This window comes from Bacillus sp. BHET2, from assembly GCF_005938125.1.
Classification (GTDB): domain Bacteria; phylum Bacillota; class Bacilli; order Bacillales; family Bacillaceae_B; genus Rossellomorea.
Map to the genome: position 1 here is coordinate 525,579 of NZ_VCQN01000001.1, position 19,941 is coordinate 545,519.

Annotated in this window: 21 protein-coding genes; 14 read left to right on the forward strand and 7 right to left on the reverse strand. The window is 43.7% G+C overall.

From position 1 onward, the window contains the following. Positions 1-197: 197 nt before the first annotated feature. From FGG79_RS02775 to FGG79_RS02785, 3 genes are read left to right on the forward strand one after another with little or no spacing between them, the layout of a single operon-like run. Positions 198-623, forward strand: a complete 426-nt coding sequence (locus FGG79_RS02775; protein WP_138776226.1) for a DMT family transporter — start codon at positions 198-200, stop codon at positions 621-623. Between the two features lie 16 nt (positions 624-639). Further along, complete coding sequence (locus tag FGG79_RS02780; RefSeq protein ID WP_138776227.1) at positions 640-1,335, forward strand: Crp/Fnr family transcriptional regulator; 696 nt, start codon at positions 640-642, stop codon at positions 1,333-1,335. Positions 1,336-1,347: 12 nt separating this feature from the next. After that, complete coding sequence (locus FGG79_RS02785) at positions 1,348-1,827, forward strand: DMT family transporter (protein ID WP_138776228.1); 480 nt, start codon at positions 1,348-1,350, stop codon at positions 1,825-1,827. A 239-nt stretch (positions 1,828-2,066) separates the two neighbouring features. Here the strand turns inward: FGG79_RS02785 and katG are convergent, their stop codons facing one another. Beyond that, positions 2,067-4,280: a catalase/peroxidase HPI gene (gene katG, locus FGG79_RS02790; RefSeq protein WP_138776229.1), complete on the reverse strand. Its 2,214-nt coding sequence runs from the start codon at positions 4,278-4,280 to the stop codon at positions 2,067-2,069. A 397-nt stretch (positions 4,281-4,677) separates the two neighbouring features. On the opposite strand from katG, the gene FGG79_RS02795 reads away from it, so the two are divergent. Continuing rightward, positions 4,678-5,835, forward strand: coding sequence for an oxalate decarboxylase family bicupin (locus FGG79_RS02795; RefSeq protein ID WP_138776230.1), 1,158 nt, complete (start codon positions 4,678-4,680; stop codon positions 5,833-5,835). Between the two features lie 133 nt (positions 5,836-5,968). Here FGG79_RS02795 and FGG79_RS02800 read toward each other — a convergent pair whose 3' ends face one another. Further along, positions 5,969-6,844, reverse strand: coding sequence for a zinc-dependent metalloprotease (locus FGG79_RS02800; protein WP_138776231.1), 876 nt, complete (start codon positions 6,842-6,844; stop codon positions 5,969-5,971). Positions 6,845-7,148: 304 nt separating this feature from the next. On the opposite strand from FGG79_RS02800, the gene FGG79_RS02805 reads away from it, so the two are divergent. Together FGG79_RS02805 and FGG79_RS02810 are read left to right on the forward strand one after the other, a co-directional pair. Beyond that, the gene (locus FGG79_RS02805; RefSeq protein ID WP_138776232.1) at positions 7,149-7,856 is read left to right on the forward strand and encodes a DNA alkylation repair protein; all 708 of its coding nucleotides are present in this window, start codon (positions 7,149-7,151) and stop codon (positions 7,854-7,856) included. A 178-nt stretch (positions 7,857-8,034) separates the two neighbouring features. Then, complete coding sequence (locus FGG79_RS02810; protein ID WP_171050768.1) at positions 8,035-8,541, forward strand: Gmad2 immunoglobulin-like domain-containing protein; 507 nt, start codon at positions 8,035-8,037, stop codon at positions 8,539-8,541. A 402-nt stretch (positions 8,542-8,943) separates the two neighbouring features. Here FGG79_RS02810 and FGG79_RS02815 read toward each other — a convergent pair whose 3' ends face one another. Further along, complete coding sequence (locus tag FGG79_RS02815) at positions 8,944-9,777, reverse strand: YitT family protein (RefSeq protein ID WP_138776234.1); 834 nt, start codon at positions 9,775-9,777, stop codon at positions 8,944-8,946. Positions 9,778-9,918: 141 nt separating this feature from the next. Here FGG79_RS02815 and FGG79_RS02820 point away from each other — a divergent pair, with 141 nt between their 5' ends. Then, positions 9,919-10,587, forward strand: coding sequence for a GntR family transcriptional regulator (locus tag FGG79_RS02820; protein ID WP_138776235.1), 669 nt, complete (start codon positions 9,919-9,921; stop codon positions 10,585-10,587). A 112-nt stretch (positions 10,588-10,699) separates the two neighbouring features. Here the strand turns inward: FGG79_RS02820 and FGG79_RS02825 are convergent, their stop codons facing one another. Continuing rightward, on the reverse strand, positions 10,700-11,197 hold the full coding sequence (locus FGG79_RS02825) for a DinB family protein (protein WP_138776236.1): 498 nt from the start codon (positions 11,195-11,197) through the stop codon (positions 10,700-10,702). 279 nt (positions 11,198-11,476) lie between these two features. Here FGG79_RS02825 and FGG79_RS02830 point away from each other — a divergent pair, with 279 nt between their 5' ends. After that, positions 11,477-12,226 carry a DUF6843 domain-containing protein gene (locus FGG79_RS02830; protein ID WP_171050769.1) on the forward strand — a complete coding sequence of 250 codons (750 nt, stop codon included), beginning with the start codon at positions 11,477-11,479 and terminating at the stop codon, positions 12,224-12,226. 233 nt (positions 12,227-12,459) lie between these two features. On the opposite strand, the gene FGG79_RS02835 is transcribed toward FGG79_RS02830, so the two are convergent. Continuing rightward, positions 12,460-12,639, reverse strand: coding sequence for a hypothetical protein (locus FGG79_RS02835; RefSeq protein ID WP_138776238.1), 180 nt, complete (start codon positions 12,637-12,639; stop codon positions 12,460-12,462). Then, positions 12,620-13,033: a MerR family transcriptional regulator gene (locus FGG79_RS02840; protein WP_138776239.1), complete on the reverse strand. Its 414-nt coding sequence runs from the start codon at positions 13,031-13,033 to the stop codon at positions 12,620-12,622. Before FGG79_RS02840 ends, FGG79_RS02835 begins: the two co-directional genes overlap by 20 nt. A gap of 212 nt (positions 13,034-13,245) precedes the next feature. Between FGG79_RS02840 and FGG79_RS02845 the strand changes: the two genes are divergently transcribed. Further along, positions 13,246-14,286 carry an NAD(P)-dependent alcohol dehydrogenase gene (locus tag FGG79_RS02845; protein WP_138776240.1) on the forward strand — a complete coding sequence of 347 codons (1,041 nt, stop codon included), beginning with the start codon at positions 13,246-13,248 and terminating at the stop codon, positions 14,284-14,286. A gap of 197 nt (positions 14,287-14,483) precedes the next feature. Here FGG79_RS02845 and FGG79_RS02850 read toward each other — a convergent pair whose 3' ends face one another. Next, entirely contained in the window at positions 14,484-14,987 is a 504-nt protein-coding gene (locus FGG79_RS02850) for a DinB family protein (RefSeq protein ID WP_138777552.1), read from the reverse strand. A 279-nt stretch (positions 14,988-15,266) separates the two neighbouring features. Between FGG79_RS02850 and dhaK the strand changes: the two genes are divergently transcribed. The 5 genes from dhaK to FGG79_RS02875 all read left to right on the forward strand — a co-directional run bounded on the left by dhaK (position 15,267) and on the right by FGG79_RS02875 (position 19,936). Continuing rightward, entirely contained in the window at positions 15,267-17,024 is a 1,758-nt protein-coding gene (gene dhaK / locus FGG79_RS02855) for a dihydroxyacetone kinase subunit DhaK (RefSeq protein WP_138776241.1), read from the forward strand. Positions 17,025-17,243: 219 nt separating this feature from the next. Further along, entirely contained in the window at positions 17,244-17,837 is a 594-nt protein-coding gene (locus FGG79_RS02860) for a TerD family protein (protein ID WP_138776242.1), read from the forward strand. A gap of 61 nt (positions 17,838-17,898) precedes the next feature. Next, positions 17,899-18,477 (forward strand): TerD family protein, encoded by a 579-nt coding sequence (locus FGG79_RS02865; RefSeq protein ID WP_138776243.1) that lies wholly within the window; start codon positions 17,899-17,901, stop codon positions 18,475-18,477. A 52-nt stretch (positions 18,478-18,529) separates the two neighbouring features. Beyond that, positions 18,530-19,108 carry a TerD family protein gene (locus FGG79_RS02870; RefSeq protein WP_138776244.1) on the forward strand — a complete coding sequence of 193 codons (579 nt, stop codon included), beginning with the start codon at positions 18,530-18,532 and terminating at the stop codon, positions 19,106-19,108. A 42-nt stretch (positions 19,109-19,150) separates the two neighbouring features. Continuing rightward, positions 19,151-19,936: a TerC family protein gene (locus FGG79_RS02875; RefSeq protein ID WP_138776245.1), complete on the forward strand. Its 786-nt coding sequence runs from the start codon at positions 19,151-19,153 to the stop codon at positions 19,934-19,936. The last annotated feature ends 5 nt before the right edge of the window (positions 19,937-19,941 follow it).

A 19,941-nucleotide genomic window follows, 5' to 3' on the forward strand; every position in this document is an offset into this window, starting at 1 on the left:
TTCTGTAGTATAAGATACAAAGAAGGATTTATTCATACTAACGCCATAATGCAAAAGGACAGGTACCATGGACGAAATGATCCGCGGTACCTGATCTTTCGTTTACTAAACGATAAATTCGGCAACCCTTAGGACATATGTCCTTTCACAATCCTTCAGCCTCCTGTTTAATAGAACAAAGAATAGGAGGATGAACGATGAAAGGTGCTTTATTTGCCCTGCTTGGGGGTCTTTGCATCACCATGCAGGGGATTTTCAATGCAAGAATGAGTGACGCGATTGGCGGGTGGCATACGACTTCGATGGTTCACCTTGTGGCCTTTACGATTGCGATGACAATATATATGAAAGTACGAGATGGAAGAGGTAGGAGCTTCAAGCAAGTGCCGTTCCTGTATTTAATCGGAGGCACGTTTGGTGTAATTGTGGTGTTCTCTGAACTGACAGCGATTCACATGATCGGTCCGGCATCGGCCATTGCGATCCTCCTGGTAGCACAGATCGGGACAGCATTCCTTATTGAGTCACGGGGATGGTTCGGTGAGAAGCGGATCCCTGTAACGGCGAGGCAAGCTGTGGGGCTCGTGATGATGCTTGCAGGCGTCATCCTGTTCCAAGTGTAGAAGAAGGAGTTAGACGATGAAAGAAATACAAGGGGCTCTGCCCAATCACTATATTAAACAATTCGAACTGGATGAGTTATTTCCAACGGATTTCAGAAAATATATCAAAACGTATTCCTTTGAAAAAGGGGATGTCTTATTTTCCACGGGCGAAGAGCTCGACGAACTTTACTTCCTTATGGAAGGGAAAATCAAAATCTTCACCCATACACCTGAAGGAAAGCTATTGATCAACCGGTTCAAGCGTCCACTTGCCCTGATCGGGGATGTGGAATATGCGAAGGGTACGGCAGTCCTTAATTCCGTGGAAGCCGTCACGGATGGGGTATTCCTATCGGTTCCTTTCACCGATTTGACAAGACTTGAGAAGGAGCATCCGGCGATCATGCGCTTTCTATTTGATACGGTAGCCCATAAGTTTTACACAGAATCACATATCACGAGTATGCACATGCTGTATCCCGTTGAAGTGCGACTAGCCAGTTACCTGCTATCCATTTCAGAAGCAGGGGAAGGGACGATGTTTCATCAGGAAATGCATACATCCAATCTTATGGAGCTCGCGGAATGGATTGGTACGAGCTATCGTCACCTTAACCGAGTACTGAAGAAGATGGCGTCAGACGAACTAATCGAGCGGGTCAACGGTTCCATCACCATCAAAGATCTTGAAAAACTCAGCATCCTTGCGAAAGGAAACATCTATGAATAAGGAGAGGCTCATATGTATGGAGTAGGATTAGCGATTATCGCAGGAATATTGATCAGCCTGCAAAATGTATTTAATGCCCGTGTCAGTGAAAAAACCGGTCCATGGGCAACGACGAGCCTGGTCCTTGGACTTGGTCTTGTCTGTTCATTACCAGTCTTCTATACAATGGAGGATAAAAGTCTATTGGACTTTAGCGGGATCAATCCGATCTTTCTGTTCAGCGGTGTGTTCGGAGTCGGGATTGTGTTCTTCCTGATGAGGGGCGTTACCTTGATCGGTCCAGCGTATGCGATCTCGATCGCACTCATTTCACAAATCACCATCGCATTTATCGTCAATACAGGAGGCTGGTTCGGATTTGAGCCTTCTTCACTTTCCTGGGAGAAGTTGCTCGGGATTGGGTTGTTGATTGGTGGGGTATTGGTTTATAAGTTGGAGAAGCGGACGACAGTTAAGGAAAATGATGTGGTTCGAGAGAGAATCGGAGCTTGATAGGTGCATCATAAATGTGTGATTTTACTTACGACCTGACCACGTTTGTGGAAGGGAGTTCCCGATCCTTTATGAGTTTTAGCATACTAGCTTGTTAAGTGTTCGAACGGGATATTGTAGATGAGCATCTCATGTAAAATATGGGGCTTTTCCAAATATATGAGCCGTTTGTCGGAAAATCTTGACGTATCAGACAAAAAATAAGCCTCCTCCCAAAATGGGAAGAGGCTTATTTCGTTTTATCTCAAATCAAACCGATCTGCATCCATCACCTTCACCCAAGCAGCAACAAAGTCACGAACAAATTTCTCTTTGTTGTCATCCTGAGCATATACTTCTGCAAGAGCACGAAGCACGGAGTTGGAACCGAACACAAGGTCGAAGCGTGAGGCTGTACGCACGACTTCTCCGGTTTTGCGGTCATGACCTTTATACTCGTTGAAGCCTGATGGTTTCCATTCAATGCCCATATCCAACAGGTTTACGAAGAAGTCGTTGTTCAGCGTGCCGACACGGTCTGTGAATACACCGTGTTTCGTGTCGCTATGGTTGGCGCCAAGAGAACGCATACCACCGAGTATGACGGTCATTTCCGGTGCAGTCAGACCAAGGAGTTGAGCTTTGTCGACGAGCATTTCTTCCGGGCTGACGGCGTATTCCTGCTTCTGGTAGTTACGGAATCCGTCTGATACCGGTTCTAAGACACCGAAGTTCTCTGCATCCGTTTGTTCAGATGTTGCATCACCGCGTCCAGGTGAGAAGGGAACCATTACTTCGAAGCCGGCGTCTCTTGCGGCTTTTTCGATGGCTGCATTTCCGCCGAGTACGATGAGGTCAGCCAGGCTGACTTTCTTATCTAGCTTGCTTTGAAGGTCTTCGAAGACTCCAAGAACTTTCTCAAGCTGTTGTGGTTCATTCGCTTCCCAGTCTTTCTGCGGGGCAAGGCGAATGCGTGCACCGTTAGCACCTCCACGCATATCAGAACCACGGTATGTGCTTGCTGAAGCCCAAGCGGTTTTCACTAGCTCGCTTACGGTTAAGCCTGTGTCTAGGATCTTTTCTTTCAACACGGCAACTTCGCCTTCAGAAAGATCATAATCCACGGCAGGTACCGGATCCTGCCAGATCAGTTCTTCATTCGGAACCTCTGGACCCCAGTATCTTGCTTTCGGCCCCATGTCACGGTGAAGCAATTTGAACCATGCACGTGAGAAGGCATCGGCGAACTCTTCCGGATTCTCGTAGAAACGACGAGAAATCTTTTCATAATCGGGATCCATACGGAGCGCCATATCGGCTGTTGTCATCATCGTCTTCACTTTGATAGATGGATCTTCCGCATCTGGAGCCATATGTTCTTCGGTCATTCCGACCGGTGTCCACTGGGAAGCTCCTGCCGCACTCTTCGTTTTCTCCCACTCATAACCGAATAGAAGATCGAAGTAGCCGTTATCCCATTTCGTTGGATTCGTCGTCCAGGCACCATCGACACCACTTGAAATCGTGTCGCGGCCTTTTCCGCTTCCATGTGAGCTCTTCCAGCCAAACCCTTGATTTTCAATTTCCGCAGCTTCCGGATCATCACCAACTAGAGAAGCGTCGCCAGCTCCATGGGCCTTACCGAATGTGTGGCCGCCAGCTACTAAGGCAACTGTTTCTTCATCATTCATCCCCATACGTCCAAAGGTATCGCGGATATCACGGGCACTTCCAAGTGGATCCGGCTCTCCGTTTGGTCCTTCCGGGTTGACATAGATGAGACCCATCTGAACAGCAGCCAGTGGATTCTCAAGATCTCGGTCGCCGGAATAACGGTTGTCAGCTAACCATTCCTTCTCGCTACCCCAATACACATCTTCCTCAGGATGCCAAATGTCTTCACGTCCTGCACCAAATCCGAATGTTTTCAAGCCCATGGATTCAAGGGCTACATTTCCTGTTAAGACGAGCAAGTCCGCCCATGAAATCTTGTTTCCGTATTTTTGTTTGATTGGCCACAAGAGGCGGCGGGCTTTATCAAGATTGACGTTATCCGGCCAGCTATTTAGTGGAGCAAAGCGCTGTGAGCCTGACGAACCGCCTCCACGTCCATCGGTCTCACGATATGTACCTGCAGCATGCCAAGACATCCGGATAAAGAAAGGTCCGTAATGACCGTAGTCAGCAGGCCACCAGTCCTGACTATCTGTCATCAGATTATGAAGATCTTGCTTCAATGCATCGTAATCCAGCTTAGAGAATTCTTCTTTATAATTGAACTCTTCTCCCATTGGATTCGATTTCTTGTCGTGCTGGCGAAGCATGCTAAGGTTCAACATATTCGGCCACCAGTGTTGATTCGTTGTCCCACCAGGAGCAGTAGTCGTCGTGATTGCACTATCCTTGTGATGAGTTACAGGACATTGGCCTGCAGCTGTGTGATCTTTTTGATCAGGGCGATTATTGTTTTCCATTTCCTATTCACCTTCCTGTTTCATGAAATTGTGTTGCAACCATTATCACAAAAGTTAAAAATAGTGAGATAATTATAATGATTATTATTTATTATTATAATAGATTAGAATATTTATTGAAAGTATGAAGCATCAAGGAATGGTGAATTTTACACATTATTAACAAAAAAGCATGATCTAAGTGAAATAAAGTAGCTATCACACTGGAGTAATATGTGAGTGTAAACGTGCAATTTTTTCTTTTTCGGAAAGGGTATTCTGTACGATTCTTGGTGCACGATCGGGGCAGCCAAACGTTAAAAGGACAATTTCTAAATCACCCATTCGATCCATACAATGATTAATACGTTTACCTGTGTCGTATGAATCATGTATAAACTGAGGGGAGTCGTTAATTTTGGGAAAAGAAACACGTAATGTACCGCAGCCAATCAGGAAGGATGGTGCCGGTTTTGTGGATCTTGGTCCGAGGGATGTTATGCGTGATATTGAGAACCCTGACTTTCTCGTTCCACCGCCAACCGATGCGGGTACGGTCCCCAACTTAAAGTTTTCATTCTCCGATACTCCTATGACGTTAAAGCATGGTGGGTGGTCTCGGCAGGTGACGACTAGAGAGTTGCCGATCGCCACTACACTTGCAGGAGTAAATATGGCTTTAACATCGGGGGGTGTTAGGGAATTACATTGGCATAAAGAATCTGAGTGGGCCTACATGATTTGGGGAAAGGCGCGCATCACTTCAGTCGATCAGGACGGACGGAACTTTATCGCTGATGTCGGCCAAGGAGATTTGTGGTTCTTTCCGCCAGGGATCCCACACTCGATTCAAGGACTGGAAGGGGGATGCGAGTTCTTACTCGTATTCGATGACGGCAGTTTCTCTGATCTCGATACTTTTTCGATTTCCGATTATCTCGCCCATACACCTAAAGAAATTCTTTCGGCCAATTTCGGTGTGCCGGAAAGTGAGTTTGCGAAAATCCCGAAACAACAATTATACATCTTTCAGGGAAAGGTACCAGGATCGCTTGAAAGCCAACAAGTAGAGGATCCCTCTGGAAATGTGCCAAAGAGCTTCACACATCGGCTGCTTGCACAGGAGCCTGAAGTATTTCCGGGCGGATCTGTACGCATAGTTGATTCCAGAAACTTTCCCGTTTCGGTTACAACAGCGGCAGCATTAGTAGAAGTCAAACCGGGTGCTATGAGGGAAATGCATTGGCACCCGACAGATGAGTGGCAGTATTATTTGACCGGGACCGCACGAATGACTGTATATGCGGCCGATGGTCAAGCTCGAACGTTCGATTACCGAGCAGGTGATGTTGGGTATGTACCAGAGCCGTTTGGACATTACATCCAGAATACCGGTAATACTACACTATGGTTTCTGGCTATCTTCAAAACCGATCGGTATGCTGACTTGTCACTGGACCAGTGGATGGCGCTTACGCCTCATGAGTTGGTACAGGAGAACTTACACGTAGGAACGGAATTAATAAATGCTTTGCGAAAAGAGAAAGTGCAAGTGGTAAAATATCCTGGTTCCTAATCTCCAAGAATAGGTAGGTAGCAATCTTTCATAAAGGAGAGGTGTCTTTGTACTAAGAATGTTCTGGGGGACATTTTATAGAAGAAAATCTCCTCACATAGACTGTGAGGAGATGAGTTAGGTTCAATTCTTATTAGTTCCCAAACCACGCTTTATGTGCTTCGATCTCATTATCATGGTCCTGATCCCAATAGTCTACTTGATAAGAATAGTCATAGTTCATAATGCATTGAATGCGGCTTCCTTGTGCATCGTGACTTAACCCATAGTTATGGGAAAATTCGTGCTGTGCCGCGTGCCAAGTGTTCTGAGCACCTTGATCCAGGTTGACGCTGATGGCACTTCCGTTGGGAGCAGATGGATAAACATAGGCAATCCCACCTGAATTGAAGTTCACATCACGAGTGAATCCAACCACGAAATCATATCCGTTACCATTCCAGTCACGGTCCAGATCCTGGAGAATTTCAGGGGCATTGTTTCCATTTGAATCCCACTGTGCTAAAGCTTTTACTTCAAAATCAATCCCATGATCACGAGTGAAGCCGTCATCTGCTTTCTCCACGATATCGGTCGTCAGTGTCTGCCAATCCGGGTGTGCGGCACGGTATTCTTCGTCCACGGCTACTAATACGGTAACTGTGCTGTTGACAGTTGCTTGAGGTTCTGTCGTTCCTGTACCAGAACCTCCGCCTTCGAACAATCCAAATAATTCTTCCGAGTCTTTCTGTTTGTATTTCGGCTTTTTGTCTTTAGACTTTTTGATGGATTTTTCGTCGATTTTGTTTCCTTTTTCATTGAATACATCGGCTACCGTGCTTCTTTCAACTTGAGAAGGTGTGTCAAATTTCTGTTTGCCTTTGAATTTCGCTTGAGGTAATGCATGTCCCATGTCTACTGTGTTCCCTTGTGAATCGATAGTTGTTGAAACCGTTTCGGCACTTGACATAGTCGGTAACAATGCCAGTGATAATGCGAATGATAAAGAAAGTAGTCCTGTTTTCTTCACGTGATGTTCCTCCTAAATGTGTAGTAGCCTTTCTAGGCCACTACTAATCTATCATACAATCGATCATAATTTGGAAGGGATTTTGTAAAGATTTCTATCAAAAAATAAGTAGAAAGAATCAGTTTTGGTAAAGTAGTGTTAAATGAATGTTAAACTTGTGGAGAATATCAAAGAGTTGAATAGAAATAGGGGGACACGCACATATCAAGTAAGTTGATCTAACAAGGAGTTTCAGGGTCAAAGGAGAATAGTTATAATATGATGGTAAATAAATTTGAATTTCCTCAATAAAGGACGTGTGAAAATGAATGTAGAGACGGTTATGCAAGAACTCGAAGCACTCGGTAAGGAACGAAGCAAGAAAATGTACATATCCAATGGTGCCCATGAGCCGGTTTTTGGTGTGGCAACAGGTGCCATGAAACCAATTGCCAAGAAAATCAAAAAGGATCAAGCTTTGGCTGAAGAACTCTACGCTACTGGGAACTACGATGCCATGTACTTTGCGGGTATCGTTGCCGATCCAAAGGCGATGACTGAGGAGGACTTTGACCGTTGGATCGAAGAGGCATACTTTTACATGATATCCGATTATGTGGTGGCGGTCACATTGGCTGAAGCCGATATCGCACAAGAGGTTGCCGATAAGTGGATTGCAAGTGGGGAAGAGTTGAAAATGTCAGCCGGGTGGAGCTGCTATTGCTGGCTACTCGGGAATCGGAAGGACGAAGAGTTTTCTGAAAGTAAGCTTGCAGGTATGCTTGATATCGTGAAAGAGACTATCCACGATGCGCCGGAAAGAACGAAATCAGCGATGAATAATTTCGTCACGACTGTTGGGGTATCCTATGTCGCCCTTCATGAACGCGCCCTCAAGACGGCCAAAGAGATCGGCCCTGTTGAAATGACACGGGAAGGGAAAAAGAACAGTGTTCTGAAGGCCGCCGACGACATACAGAAGCAAGTGGAAAAGGGAAGGATTGGGTTTAAGAGGAAGTATGTGAGGTGTTAGGGCAACTATGAAAAATTGAAGGGGGGACGTTTCTGCTGTAAAGGAAACGTCCCCCTTTGTATTCAGGAAGAGTATAATTTATTCTGTAAAAGAATAGTAATCAAGTGATCCCTTCTATAAATGGCCTTTGAATAATACGATTACAAATTCCACAATGTATCAAAATGGGGGTGGGATGATGAAAAAAATAGTTTCAATTTTATCTATTTTAACAGTTGTTGTTGGTATGGTTGCTTGTTCTCAACAACCATTAGAAAAAACAAGTGTGACTGAACAAAAAAATGATATTCATAGAAACAAAGAAGACATAAAAACGAATAATGACCAAGAATCAAAGAAAGAAAATATACGCAGTCAAAATGAGTCAGTGTCAGATGTTCCAGTGGATATAGTTTATCAAAATGAAGCATTTAAAGATGTAGTCGTCACTCAATCTGGAGATGAAATCAGTGTAACAGGGAAGGCACGAGTATTTGAAGGGGTTTTCCAATATGCTCTTTATAGTGGAGAAGAAGTATTGAAACAAACTAATTACCAAACAGATGGTGCACCTGCTTGGGGTGAGTTTACCATTACCTTTAAAAATGATTTCGTATCGACAAATGAAGTGAAAATGGAATTATTTAACTACTCAGCGAAAGATGGTTCGAAAATTAACACGTTGGAAATTCCAATCCTTAAATAGTAGGTTATGAAAAGTATGGGGCTGCTTCGGGCGGTTTAGCACGTTTGTGATCTGGGGTCAAAAAAAGGGTGCTCCCCCTATTAAAATGTCCTTGGTAAATTACATTTTTCGACAAACTGCTTATATAAGAAAATCCTGGATCATAAATCTGAATCTTGGCTTATATGTTCCCGGAACTGGCTCATAAACCTGAATATACGCTCATATAGAGTGAAAACCGGCTCATAAAATAGGTGAGCGGTTGTTCGTCGAGGCTGTGACCTCATGAATAGTCTTTTTCCTTTAGAAAACAGAACAGTTCCGTACCATTTGAATCAAAGTTCTGTGGTATTAGAGCTTTTAACATAAAAGCAGAGGATGTTCCTCGGTACAGCAATCCGACCAAGGGACATCCTCTATATTCTACGTCTTCGGAAACGTAAACCCTTCCCCGAACACATCTCTCACATCATGCACCACCACAAAGGCTTTCTCATCAATTTGTTGGATCGATTTCTTTAAGAGGAACAGCTCCTGTTTATTGATTACCACATACAAAATGTCCTTCGATTCTTTTGAATAATGCCCTTTTGCATTAATGAGGGTTACACCACGATCCATTTCATCGCTCACTTTTTCAGCAATGGAAACAGTATGTTGAGAAATGATAGTGACAGCTTTACGTGTATCGAAACCATCAATCAAGTAATCTAGTATCTTTGTACTTATATAAATAGAAATTCCGGTGTACATCGTATTCTCGATTCCGATAACGAATGATGAACCGAGCACCACAAGTATATCGAACACAAACATGGAGGTGCTGACACCCCAGCCGAATTGCTGGTTGAGCATGCGGGCAACAATTGTGGATCCTCCCGTTGTCCCACCTGAGCGCAGTACAAGACCAAGCCCGAGTCCGATGAACACACCGGCGAAGACCGTCCCAAGCATGATGTCAACGGAATTTCCCATCCCTTCTGTCAATTGAATGAATAGGGAGGTAAAGAAGATCGCAAGCAAGGTGTACCATGTCACCCGTTTGTTCAGCACTTTATACCCGATGGCTAAGAGGACAGCGTTCATCACGAAGTTCGTGATACCCGGCGACCAGTCGATGAGATAATAAAGAGTCATAGAGATCCCCGTAACGCCGCCTTCACCAAGCTCGTTCGGAATCGCAAACAAGTTGACACCAAGGGCAAAGAACAGTGATCCTACTATAATTAACGTTATTTCTTTCACAGTTGTATTCATATCATCACTCCGTTCTAGTTGAATACTAGGATACTATAGCACAGGGGATGTATTCGAACAAGATTGTTCTACAATATTATTCGGATCTTGGTCAAACCTATGGTAAAATAGGAAAAAAGTACGGTTAGGCGGGTTACAAATATGCGAAAAGAGACAGTCGAACAAAAGGTCTATCATGTTATAAAGAGAGCCATCTTGAACAGGCAAATGGCTCCTGGCAACCAGTTGTTTGAAAGTGCCATTGCCGAAAAGGTCAAGGCAAGTCGGACGCCGATTAGAAGCGCCATTACGAAGTTGGAATCAGAAGGGCTCGTGAATGTGGTTCCCAATAAGGGAGCATTTATTGTTCAGCCAACGATTGAGGAAATGGAACAGGCATTTGAAATGAGACAAAACCTTGAGGAAATGGCGATCCAAAAAGGATTCTCACATCTTGGAACGAAAGAAATCGATCAACTTAAACACTTCCTCCATGAAATGAGAAAAGCCTACAATAAAAGGGAAATCGCTTTGTATCAAGAGAAAAACAATGCTTTTCATCTTGTTCTTGCAAAGGCCAACGGAAACCGCTATCTCGTTGAATTCATGGAGAAAATATTGAACCGAATCACCATCTACATGGTGCTGTATGATGTCTTTAACGATGACAATGAAGAACAGGATCTCCGGGAACATGAAGAAATGATCCAGCACATTGAACGTGGAGAGGAGAAAGAACTCCAAACATTACTTAACCGCCATCTTGAGGTCAGCTTAAAAAAACTTCAGCAGGATAAAGTGAACTACCAGTCGATTACGGACCTTTTTTAAACACTCAGTAGAGATGTCTGCTCCCCAGGGGTTAACCAACCGGGTGCAGGCATTTTATATATTTCTGATCAACATAAAAACAGCCGGCATCCGCCGGCTGTCTCCACTTTCATTAACTCTTCTGAGCATTCATCGCTTCCCATTCTTCCTTACTCGGACCATAAACCCCAGGAACTTTCAAACCAGCTTGTCTCATTAGAGTGGTTAACTGTCCACGGTGATGGGCCTGATGCTGAATAAGCAGGCGTAATACAGCCTGAACCGACATCTCCATCCCGAATACATTCTTCACTTCGTTCATTTTCTCATCTGAAACCTGTTCAGAGACGGCTTTCTCTAAACCTTGACTTACAGTTTTATATGTCTCACTGATTTCTGCTGCAGATGTCGGTGCATCTTTCCGAAGATCAGGTACTTCAAAGGTGATACCGAGCTGAGCAGGAAAGTAATATGCGGCTCCGGTGACATGCCAGGCTACGCTTCCAATGCTGTACAAATCAGGAGTAACTTCTTGCTTTAACGAATCATCCGTCAGTGCATCCAAAACCTTTTGAGTTGTCGCTGCTTCTTGTTTCCATTCTTGCAGAAAATCGTTAACGGTTGTGAACATGGGTATTTCCTCCTTTAATATGAAAGAACAGTTTTCATTCATATTGTATCATGTTCACAAGCTGATTCGCCTCTCTAAAAGAGCAAATGATTTATCAAACGCGTTTTGGCAGAACTCATGATATAATAGCATGGAATATTTTACAATAAAGGTTTTTGACATTATAGGTCATGGTAAGGTTGAAGATTTTGGGGACAGCTACCGTGGTTCTTCTTGAAGGACGGTACGTCTGTTAAAATTCAGCTAAGTTAATCCAAAACCGCACGAGGAGAATGAATTGTGAAATTTTTCAAAATGGTCGTAGTATCTATTTTTCTATCTATCATCTTACCTATAGTATCCGTTTTAATCTGTTCAATTATCCCTTCTAGTTCAGAACCCACAACGCCATATTCTATTATAGGTGGAAGCATATATGCGGTAATCTACCTATCTCCCATTCTTGTAGTCCTGTCCCTCACTACTTCTATAGCTTTTGTATTATTGAGGAAAAAAGGCTTCTTTTCAATAAAATGGAGAAGAGTGATCAGTTTCTTTATAGGAGTCGGAGTGACCAGTCTCCTATCGCTCGTTCTCACTTACCTTTCTCAACCAGAAGAGACAAACCATCTGTATCTTATTCCGGAGGGGTATACAGGTGACGTATACGCTTTTTATCATATTAAAGGTGCACCAAAAGTAAAAATGGAAGGTGATTATGTCATTCATCCTATTAATGACAATGGATATTTTGTTACGTCGACGGAAGAAATGAATACCGGTTTGGTTACAGATCAGTATTTCTACGTGGACGAAGAAGGAAATAGAACCAGGATCGATGAGACTTGTACAAGCCTATTTGGTACAGGAGGGTCTACACGATCAACAGATGATGGAGAAGAAATTGATATTGAATGGACGGGGTTCAATCTTACTGATAACTGTAGGGAAGACTTCAGTACAGAGAACAATCACGCTCATCCAGAACAGTTCGATGAGCTCGTATACGAGATTTTGAATAAGTACTACGGGTATGAAAGTGATTGGTGAAGGTGTTATGAGGACCGAATTGATTTTCATCTACTAACCTTTGTTTCTGTAAATCCCTGTTTGCCCATAATAAAATAATATAGAAATATTTTGGGTTTTTTGAGAAGGGGAAACGTTGCTCATTGCTGATTATATAAAGCTAAGGGAAGAGTATCTCGTGTATGAAGGCCAGTACAAGCCTGAATTTATGTACCGGGCGTGGAGAGATTCCTACTTCATCTTGAGGTGCAGGATCAATACGCACGGGAGCAGTTCTCGTGCTTCATTTTACATTCAGTGGAAGCATCAGAATCACCTGCGTCATAACGTGGGAAAATGGACAGTGGCCCGATCCATTCCTCCATCAAAGAACGATAGAACCATTCCCAGGACTCCATGGCAGGGAGTGCAGTCTCATGGATTGATAATCTCAATCTTATTCCCCTTATGAACATCCTCCGTACCTGCTTCCAAGGCGGTCTTATAATAGCTGCATTTATGGTCGATAACTTCCATTGTTTGCTGGAGTTCTTTCATTTTTGCTTCCACTGTGGCTTTTCTTTCGAGGAACATATTGTATCGTTGTTGCAGGGTGGCATCGCCTTCTGAGCACCAATCTATAAAATGTTTGATTTCCTTGATTGGCATACCAGTGGATTTCAGACACTCGATGATGTGTAATGCGGTGATATCCGATTCTTTAAATCGTCGGGTGCCACTTTCTGTCCGTTCGACAAAAGGCATGAGCCCTTCCTTGTCGTAGTATCTCAAGGTATAGATCGAGAGGTTCAACTGTTTTGCCACTTCTCCAATTGAATAGGTCTTCATATTCGCGCTCCCTTTCTGATCATCTAGACGTCGAGTTAACTCTATGTTTGTGAAAAAATCGTATCACGGTTATCACCTGCTGTCAAAGCAAAACAAATCAGTAGATTGGATTATAGTTATCGCTTGACCTAGAGTTAACTATAGGGTTTACCATTGGTTTAACAAGAGTTCGTTTTCTCTTGAAAGCATCTATTACAGGAGGTTTTTTATTCATGGTTATTGCTAAAGCACGAGCTGTTGACGGTCCTGACAAATCTTTCAGAGAGGCTGAAATCGAGAGGCGCGATCTTGATGTGCATGATGTTCTGATTGAAATCAAGTATGCAGGAATCTGCCATTCTGATATCCATACGGCACACGGAGAATGGGGAGAAGTGAAGTATCCGCTTGTTCCCGGACACGAGATTGCTGGAATCGTCACGGAAGTCGGTTCTGAGGTTACGAAGTACAAAGCTGGCGACCGAGTAGGGGTAGGATGTATGGTTGATTCCTGCGGCGAATGTAAGAACTGCCGTGAAGGGGAAGAGCAGTACTGCCTCAAAGGAAACGTACCGACCTACGCCGGTGTGGACAAATACGGCGAGCTTACCCAAGGTGGCTATTCCACCCATATCGTGGTAACGGAAGATTTTGTACTCCGCATCCCTGATAACATCGAGCTTGACGCTGCAGCACCACTCTTATGTGCCGGGATTACGACGTTTTCTCCATTGAACCATTGGAATGCAGGCAAAGGAAAGAAAGTAGCCGTTGTCGGAATGGGTGGACTTGGTCATATGGCGGTCAAGATTGCACACGCCATGGGAGCCGAAGTGACAGTCCTTTCCCGTACGTTAAATAAAAAAGAGGATGGACTGGAATTCGGGGCAAAAGCCTATTATGCCACCACTGAGCCGGATACGTTCGAGAAACTTGCCGGTACTTTCGATTTGATCATTAACACGGTCAGCGCAAAAATTGACATCAGTGCGTACCTATCCCTCTTGACGCTGGATGGAGCGATGGTCAATGTCGGTGCACCTGCAGAACCACTGGAAGTCAATGTGTTCTCATTGATTGGCCACCGCCGTTCCTTTGCAGGATCCTTGATTGGAGGAATCCGCGAGACACAGGAAATGCTCGATTTCTGCGGGGAACATGGAATTGTCCCTAAGATCGAAGTGATTTCCGCTGATTACATTGATGAAGCGTACAAACGGGTATTGGGTTCTGATGTGAAGTATCGATTCGTTATTGATACAAGTACGATTTAAACCTAGTAGAGGCATAATCATGGGGGTGGTTCTCCTGATTCTTTTCTGACTGACCAGAAGAGCATGGATTGCTTATCCCTACTAATCCCAAAAATAAAAAAGCTCGCTCGAAAAGTTGCAACTGGACTTTTCGAGCGAGCTTTATTTTGGGTCAAGGGGGAAGGACCTCTTGTCTCTATTAATATTGACAGTAAGCATCAGGACCGTGCCCATGCTTCTTCTAATTCATATTTCTGACGCAGGCGATGACGAAAGTGCATTCCAACGAGATCAAACCATTCCTGTGCATTCAACCATCCAAAGCCTCCATGCTCCACTTTGTAATGGGGGTTTATATCAACTACTTTCATTTTCAATTTTTTCATTCTCTTCATGAGTTGATCAAGCTCTCGGATAATGTCCTCTTTCATTTTTGTATTAACCGGGGGAGTATTAAGCTCGGGTGGTAATTGGATTTTAATTGGCGGGAACCCACCGATATTAAATAAATATTCTCCAAACTCTGTTTTCCCCTGCTTTTGTTCGCCATCAGCCAGGGCACAAGCTTCAACACTATCCAGATACTCATGAGCTACGACAATTAAATGGTTATACATTTGACCGATAGACCAAACCCCTTGCTCAGGTATATACCTGAGTTGGTCCAAAGAATAGTTTTGTAGAAAGCTTTTGTATGTTTCAAGCAATTTAAGGTCATTCATGCTCATTTCTCCCTTTCCTTTTAAACTCACATTACATTTAATAAAAAAGCACTTCTCCTTCTTGAAGAAATGCAACATCGCTTTCATAAACAACACATTTTTAAAATCAATTGTAAAATTCTGATAATATCATTTTATCATAAGATCCTTGTGGACGGGTATCGTGCTTCATTTTTACTTCAAGAGAAAGCATGAGAAACGTCCCCAGGCTTCTTACTTTCGTTTTAACTTGGTCAGTGAGATAATTTGAGCAACGAGAAGTTGAAGGAGGAGTTAAGAATGAAGAAGGTCATGAATGAACCTGAAGATTTGGTCATGGAGATGTGCAATGGGATGGCCATGGCTCATCCTGAGCTCGAGTTTATGAAAAAGTATAAGGTGATGAAGAAGAAGGATTTAAATGAAGATAAGGTAACGTTGATCAGCGGCGGTGGAAGCGGACATGAGCCTGCGCATGCGGGGCTTGTAGGGAAAGGGATGCTCGATGCTGCTGTGTGCGGTGACGTGTTTGCATCGCCTTCACAGATCCAGGTCTATCAGGCGATTAAAGCGACTGCCGGTAAAAAGGGAGCCCTGCTCGTCATTAAGAATTACAGTGGGGATATCATGAATTTTAAAAATGCGGCTCACTTAGTTTCTGAAGATGGCATCCCGGTGGAATACGTCAAAGTGGATGATGATATTGCGGTGGAAGACTGCCTTTATACAGTGGGACGTCGTGGTGTAGCCGGAACGGTGTTGGTACATAAAGTGGCCGGAGCGGCTGCTGAAGAAGGACGAGACTTGATGGAAGTCAAAGCAGTTGCAGAGAAGGCAGCTGAAAATGTCCGAAGCATTGGCTTCGCGCTGACATCTTGTACCGTTCCGGCGAGCGGATCTCCGACGTTCAAATTGGACGACGACGAAATAGAATATGGTGTCGGGATTCACGGAGAGCCGGGAACTAGACGGGAGAAAATGGCGTCTGCCGACGAATTGGCAGAGCGTATGGTAAATGACCTAATGAAGGATCTCCAAATGGAAGATAGTGATTCTTCCGAGATCGCAGTCCTTGTAAACGGCTTTGGGGGCACGCCTTTGCAAGAACTCTATCTTTTCAACAATTCCGTCACCAGGATTTTGGCGGGTAAAGAGATTTCGATCAACCGTGCTTTTGTCGGCAATTACATGACGAGCATCGATATGGCAGGCGTTTCCCTGACCGTGATGAAGCTGGACGAAGAATTAAAAACATTGCTGTCAAGCGTAAGTACTGCGCCTGCGTTCAGAGTGGACGGACCGGTACCTGGTGTGGAGTACATCGACCTCGAGGAGGATGATGAAACGAAACCTGTATCATTTGAGGTGGAAACACCGGAAGAGGACGCTGTGATCAAGAATAATATGGCAACACTCCAGAACGTCATCTTCCTCGTGGATAAAATGAGCGACATCATCATCAAAAATGAAGTACCTTTCTGTGAGTTGGATTCACATGCCGGGGACGGGGATTTCGGGATGAGCGTTTCCAAAGGTTTCAAGCAGTTGAAACGGGAGTGGAAAGACATCCTAAGTCAAGAGAATCTGAAAATCGGCAGCTTCCTGGATGCAAGCTCTATGGTCATCATGGAGTATTGCGGAGGTGCTTCCGGTCCGATATGGGGATCCGCATTCAGGGCTGCAGGAAAAGCGGCAGAAGACCGAATGGAGCTTACCGTTAAAGAATTCGCTGACATGCTACAGGCAGCCGTGAAGGGAATCCAGGATACAGGCGAGAGATCCTTCGGCAGAGGAGCAGAAGTCGGGGACAAAACCCTCGTGGATGCACTCGTTCCTTGTGCGGACTCCTGGTCACAAAGTGCCGCAAACGGTGATGACTTCAAGACCGCCATGGAAAAAGGAGCAGCGGCCGCTGTAGAAGGAGCCGAGAAAACCAAGGAAATGGTTGCCCGGATGGGGCGTGCCGGTACCGTAGGGGAAAGAAGCCTCGGTCATCCGGATGCAGGTGCATATGCGCTAGGAGTTATCTTCACTGGCCTCTCGGAGAGTTTGAAGTAAAGTTGCCGAGGCTTCCCTAATAGAAGTCCGTCCTATATGAATATGAATAATTAGTAGTTTTTTCCTTATTTAATTAGGGTAAAAACTAGATTTTATGGTAGTACTTTAGTAGAATGTGAATAGATGTGTTATACATATTCATAGTAAAAACGCTATTATTCTACAATTAATGCAATTTATTATTCGTAGGGTATTATTTTTGAAAAGGAGTGAAGGCGAGTGTCCATTTCATTACAAAAAGGGCAACGAATTGATTTAACAAAAGGAAATGCCGGATTATCCAAACTGATGGTTGGTCTTGGTTGGGATCCTGTTAAAGTAAAGAAAGGCTTTTTCGGATTAGGCGGGGGAGCTCCGGATATTGATTGTGATGCTTCTGTCCTAATGCTGGAGAATGATCGATTCACTGAAAGTAAAAACCTCATTTATTTCGGCAACTTGAAAAGTAACTGTGGAAGTATCAAGCATACCGGCGATAACCTGACAGGTGCTGGAGATGGGGACGATGAGCAAGTCCTGGTTGATCTTCAAAAGGTTCCTCAACATATTAATAAGCTTGTGTTTGTTGTAAACATCTATGATTGCAACAAGCGTAAACAAGACTTTGGAATGATCGAAAATGCATTTATTCGCGTGGTTAATACGAATGACAATCAAGAACTGGTCAAGTTTAATTTGACAGAAAACTACTCAGGCAAGACAAGCTTGATTGTGGCAGAGATCTACAGACACGGGAACGAGTGGAAGTTTGCTGCAGTCGGAACCGGCACCAATGATGGGAAAGTCGGGGACCTTGTTCAAAAGTTTGCCTAGAAGGCAACCTGGTTACTGGTTAATGGAAGAAATCAAACTAAAAAGATAGGGGAGAACTATTTTGGCAATTACATTATCAAAAGGACAAAAAGTAGATTTAACAAAAACAAACCCTGGTCTATCCAACGTTATGGTTGGACTTGGTTGGGATACAAATAAGTACGATGGTGGAAATGACTTCGATTTGGATGCGAGTATTTTCTTGCTCGATTCAAACGGGAAATGTTCTTCTGAAAAGGACTTTGTTTTTTACAATCAGCTGATTGGTGGAAATCGATCTGTTGAGCACACTGGAGATAACCTTACTGGCGAAGGGGATGGAGACGACGAGCAAGTGAAAGTCAACCTAAGCTCTGTTCCTACAGCTGTTGAAAAAATTTCATTTGTTATCACTATCCATGATGCAGAGGCCCGCAACCAGAACTTCGGTCAAGTGTCGAATGCGTTTGTAAGAATCGTGAATGAGGATAACAAAGAGGAAATCATCCGCTACGATTTGGGAGAGGATTTCTCTATTGAAACAGCCATTATTGTAGGGGAGCTATATCGTCATAACGGAGAATGGAAGTTCTCTGCAATCGGTTCAGGGTACCAAGGCGGATTAGCAAGAATCGCTACAGACTATGGTCTTTCAATCTAATAAAGATAATAGTTAAACATCTACTCTATGAATAATGATTGGAGAGATAATGATGGCAATTCAGTTATCAAAAGGTCAACGAATTGATTTGACAAAAACGAATCCCGGATTGAAACGAGCAGTCATCGGTCTGGGATGGGACACAAATAAATACCAAGGCGGGCATGATTTCGACTTGGATGCTTCTGCTTTCCTGGTAGATGCCAATGATAAATGTGTAAACGATCAGGATTTCGTCTTCTATAACAATTTATCTCACCCTTCTGAATCTGTTATACATACAGGTGATAACCTAACCGGCGAGGGAGATGGTGACGATGAACAGTTAATCGTGGATTTCTCGAAGATTCCTTCATCTGTTCACAAGATTGGGATTACGGTAACGATCCATGATGCCGACTTGCGCCGTCAAAACTTTGGACAAGTGTCGAATGCGTTTGTTCGTTTGGTAGACGATGCTTCCGATAATGAGCTACTTCGTTTTGATTTAGGGGAAGACTTCTCGATCGAAACTGCGGTAGTCGTTTGTGAGTTGTACAGAAACCGGAATGAATGGAAATTCAGTGCTATTGGCAGCGGATTTTCAGGTGGATTAGCAGACTTGTGCCGGAATTATGGTTTGCAGGTTTAAAGCAAGCTGAAACATATGGTTCAGCTTTAGGAGGATCATTAATTGGAAATTTTACAACAAATACTTTCAACGTATGCGATGTTTTTTGATATTGAAATGTGGGGAGAAGTTTTAACCGACCCCGTAGCTTGGGGATTAATCGGTTCACTGGTCGTCATTGAGGGGTTGTTATCTGCGGATAATGCCTTGGTTCTAGCAATATTAGTGAAACACTTGCCGGAAAAACAAAGAAAAAAAGCCTTGATGTACGGATTGTTCGGAGCCTATTTCTTCCGTTTCTTATTTATAGGAGTAGGTGTTTATCTCGTTAAATTTACATTTGTCAAAGTGATAGGTGCTGCATACTTGGCCTGGATCGTCATTGACTTTTTCCGGAATAAGAATAGTGGAAATGATGAAGATGAAGCGAAGGAATTCAATAAGAGCGGCTGGTTGGTTCGTACAATAGGTGTTTTTTGGGCAACAGTATTTACCGTTGAAATGGTAGATATCACCTTTAGTGTGGACTCGATCCTCGCAGCTTTTGCCATTTCAGATCAGGTCTGGGTATTACTTATCGGTGGTATGATCGGGATTCTTATGATGCGTACCGTTGCCGGTGTTTTCTTGAAATTGATCGATAAGTTTCCAGAGTTTGAAACCACAGCGTTCATTCTGATTGGGTTGATTTCAGCTAAAATGTTTGCCAGTATTTTTGGATTCCATCTGGATCATGTGGTGTTCTTTGCCATATTGATTGTGGCATTTCTTGCGACTTTCGTCGTTCATTACATTAACAAGTCCAGAATGGTTACCAATAGCCAAACTGCCGCATCAAAAGAAGAATAATGAAA

Excerpts from the sequence above, each read along its gene's own strand:
- dhaK (WP_138776241.1), top strand. The coding sequence starts at position 15,267 with ATGAAGAAGGTCATGAATGAACCTGAAGATTTGGTCATGGAGATGTGC.
- FGG79_RS02815 (WP_138776234.1), bottom strand. The coding sequence starts at position 9,777 with ATGAATACAACTGTGAAAGAAATAACGTTAATTATAGTAGGATCACTG.
- katG (WP_138776229.1), bottom strand. The coding sequence starts at position 4,280 with ATGGAAAACAATAATCGCCCTGATCAAAAAGATCACACAGCTGCAGGC.
- FGG79_RS02820 (WP_138776235.1), top strand. The coding sequence starts at position 9,919 with ATGCGAAAAGAGACAGTCGAACAAAAGGTCTATCATGTTATAAAGAGA.
- FGG79_RS02805 (WP_138776232.1), top strand. The coding sequence starts at position 7,149 with ATGAATGTAGAGACGGTTATGCAAGAACTCGAAGCACTCGGTAAGGAA.
- FGG79_RS02785 (WP_138776228.1), top strand. The coding sequence starts at position 1,348 with ATGTATGGAGTAGGATTAGCGATTATCGCAGGAATATTGATCAGCCTG.
- FGG79_RS02840 (WP_138776239.1), bottom strand. The coding sequence starts at position 13,033 with ATGAAGACCTATTCAATTGGAGAAGTGGCAAAACAGTTGAACCTCTCG.
- FGG79_RS02825 (WP_138776236.1), bottom strand. The coding sequence starts at position 11,197 with ATGTTCACAACCGTTAACGATTTTCTGCAAGAATGGAAACAAGAAGCA.
- FGG79_RS02780 (WP_138776227.1), top strand. The coding sequence starts at position 640 with ATGAAAGAAATACAAGGGGCTCTGCCCAATCACTATATTAAACAATTC.
- FGG79_RS02850 (WP_138777552.1), bottom strand. The coding sequence starts at position 14,987 with ATGAATGACCTTAAATTGCTTGAAACATACAAAAGCTTTCTACAAAAC.
- FGG79_RS02870 (WP_138776244.1), top strand. The coding sequence starts at position 18,530 with ATGGCAATTCAGTTATCAAAAGGTCAACGAATTGATTTGACAAAAACG.
- FGG79_RS02845 (WP_138776240.1), top strand. The coding sequence starts at position 13,246 with ATGGTTATTGCTAAAGCACGAGCTGTTGACGGTCCTGACAAATCTTTC.
- FGG79_RS02810 (WP_171050768.1), top strand. The coding sequence starts at position 8,035 with ATGAAAAAAATAGTTTCAATTTTATCTATTTTAACAGTTGTTGTTGGT.
- FGG79_RS02775 (WP_138776226.1), top strand. The coding sequence starts at position 198 with ATGAAAGGTGCTTTATTTGCCCTGCTTGGGGGTCTTTGCATCACCATG.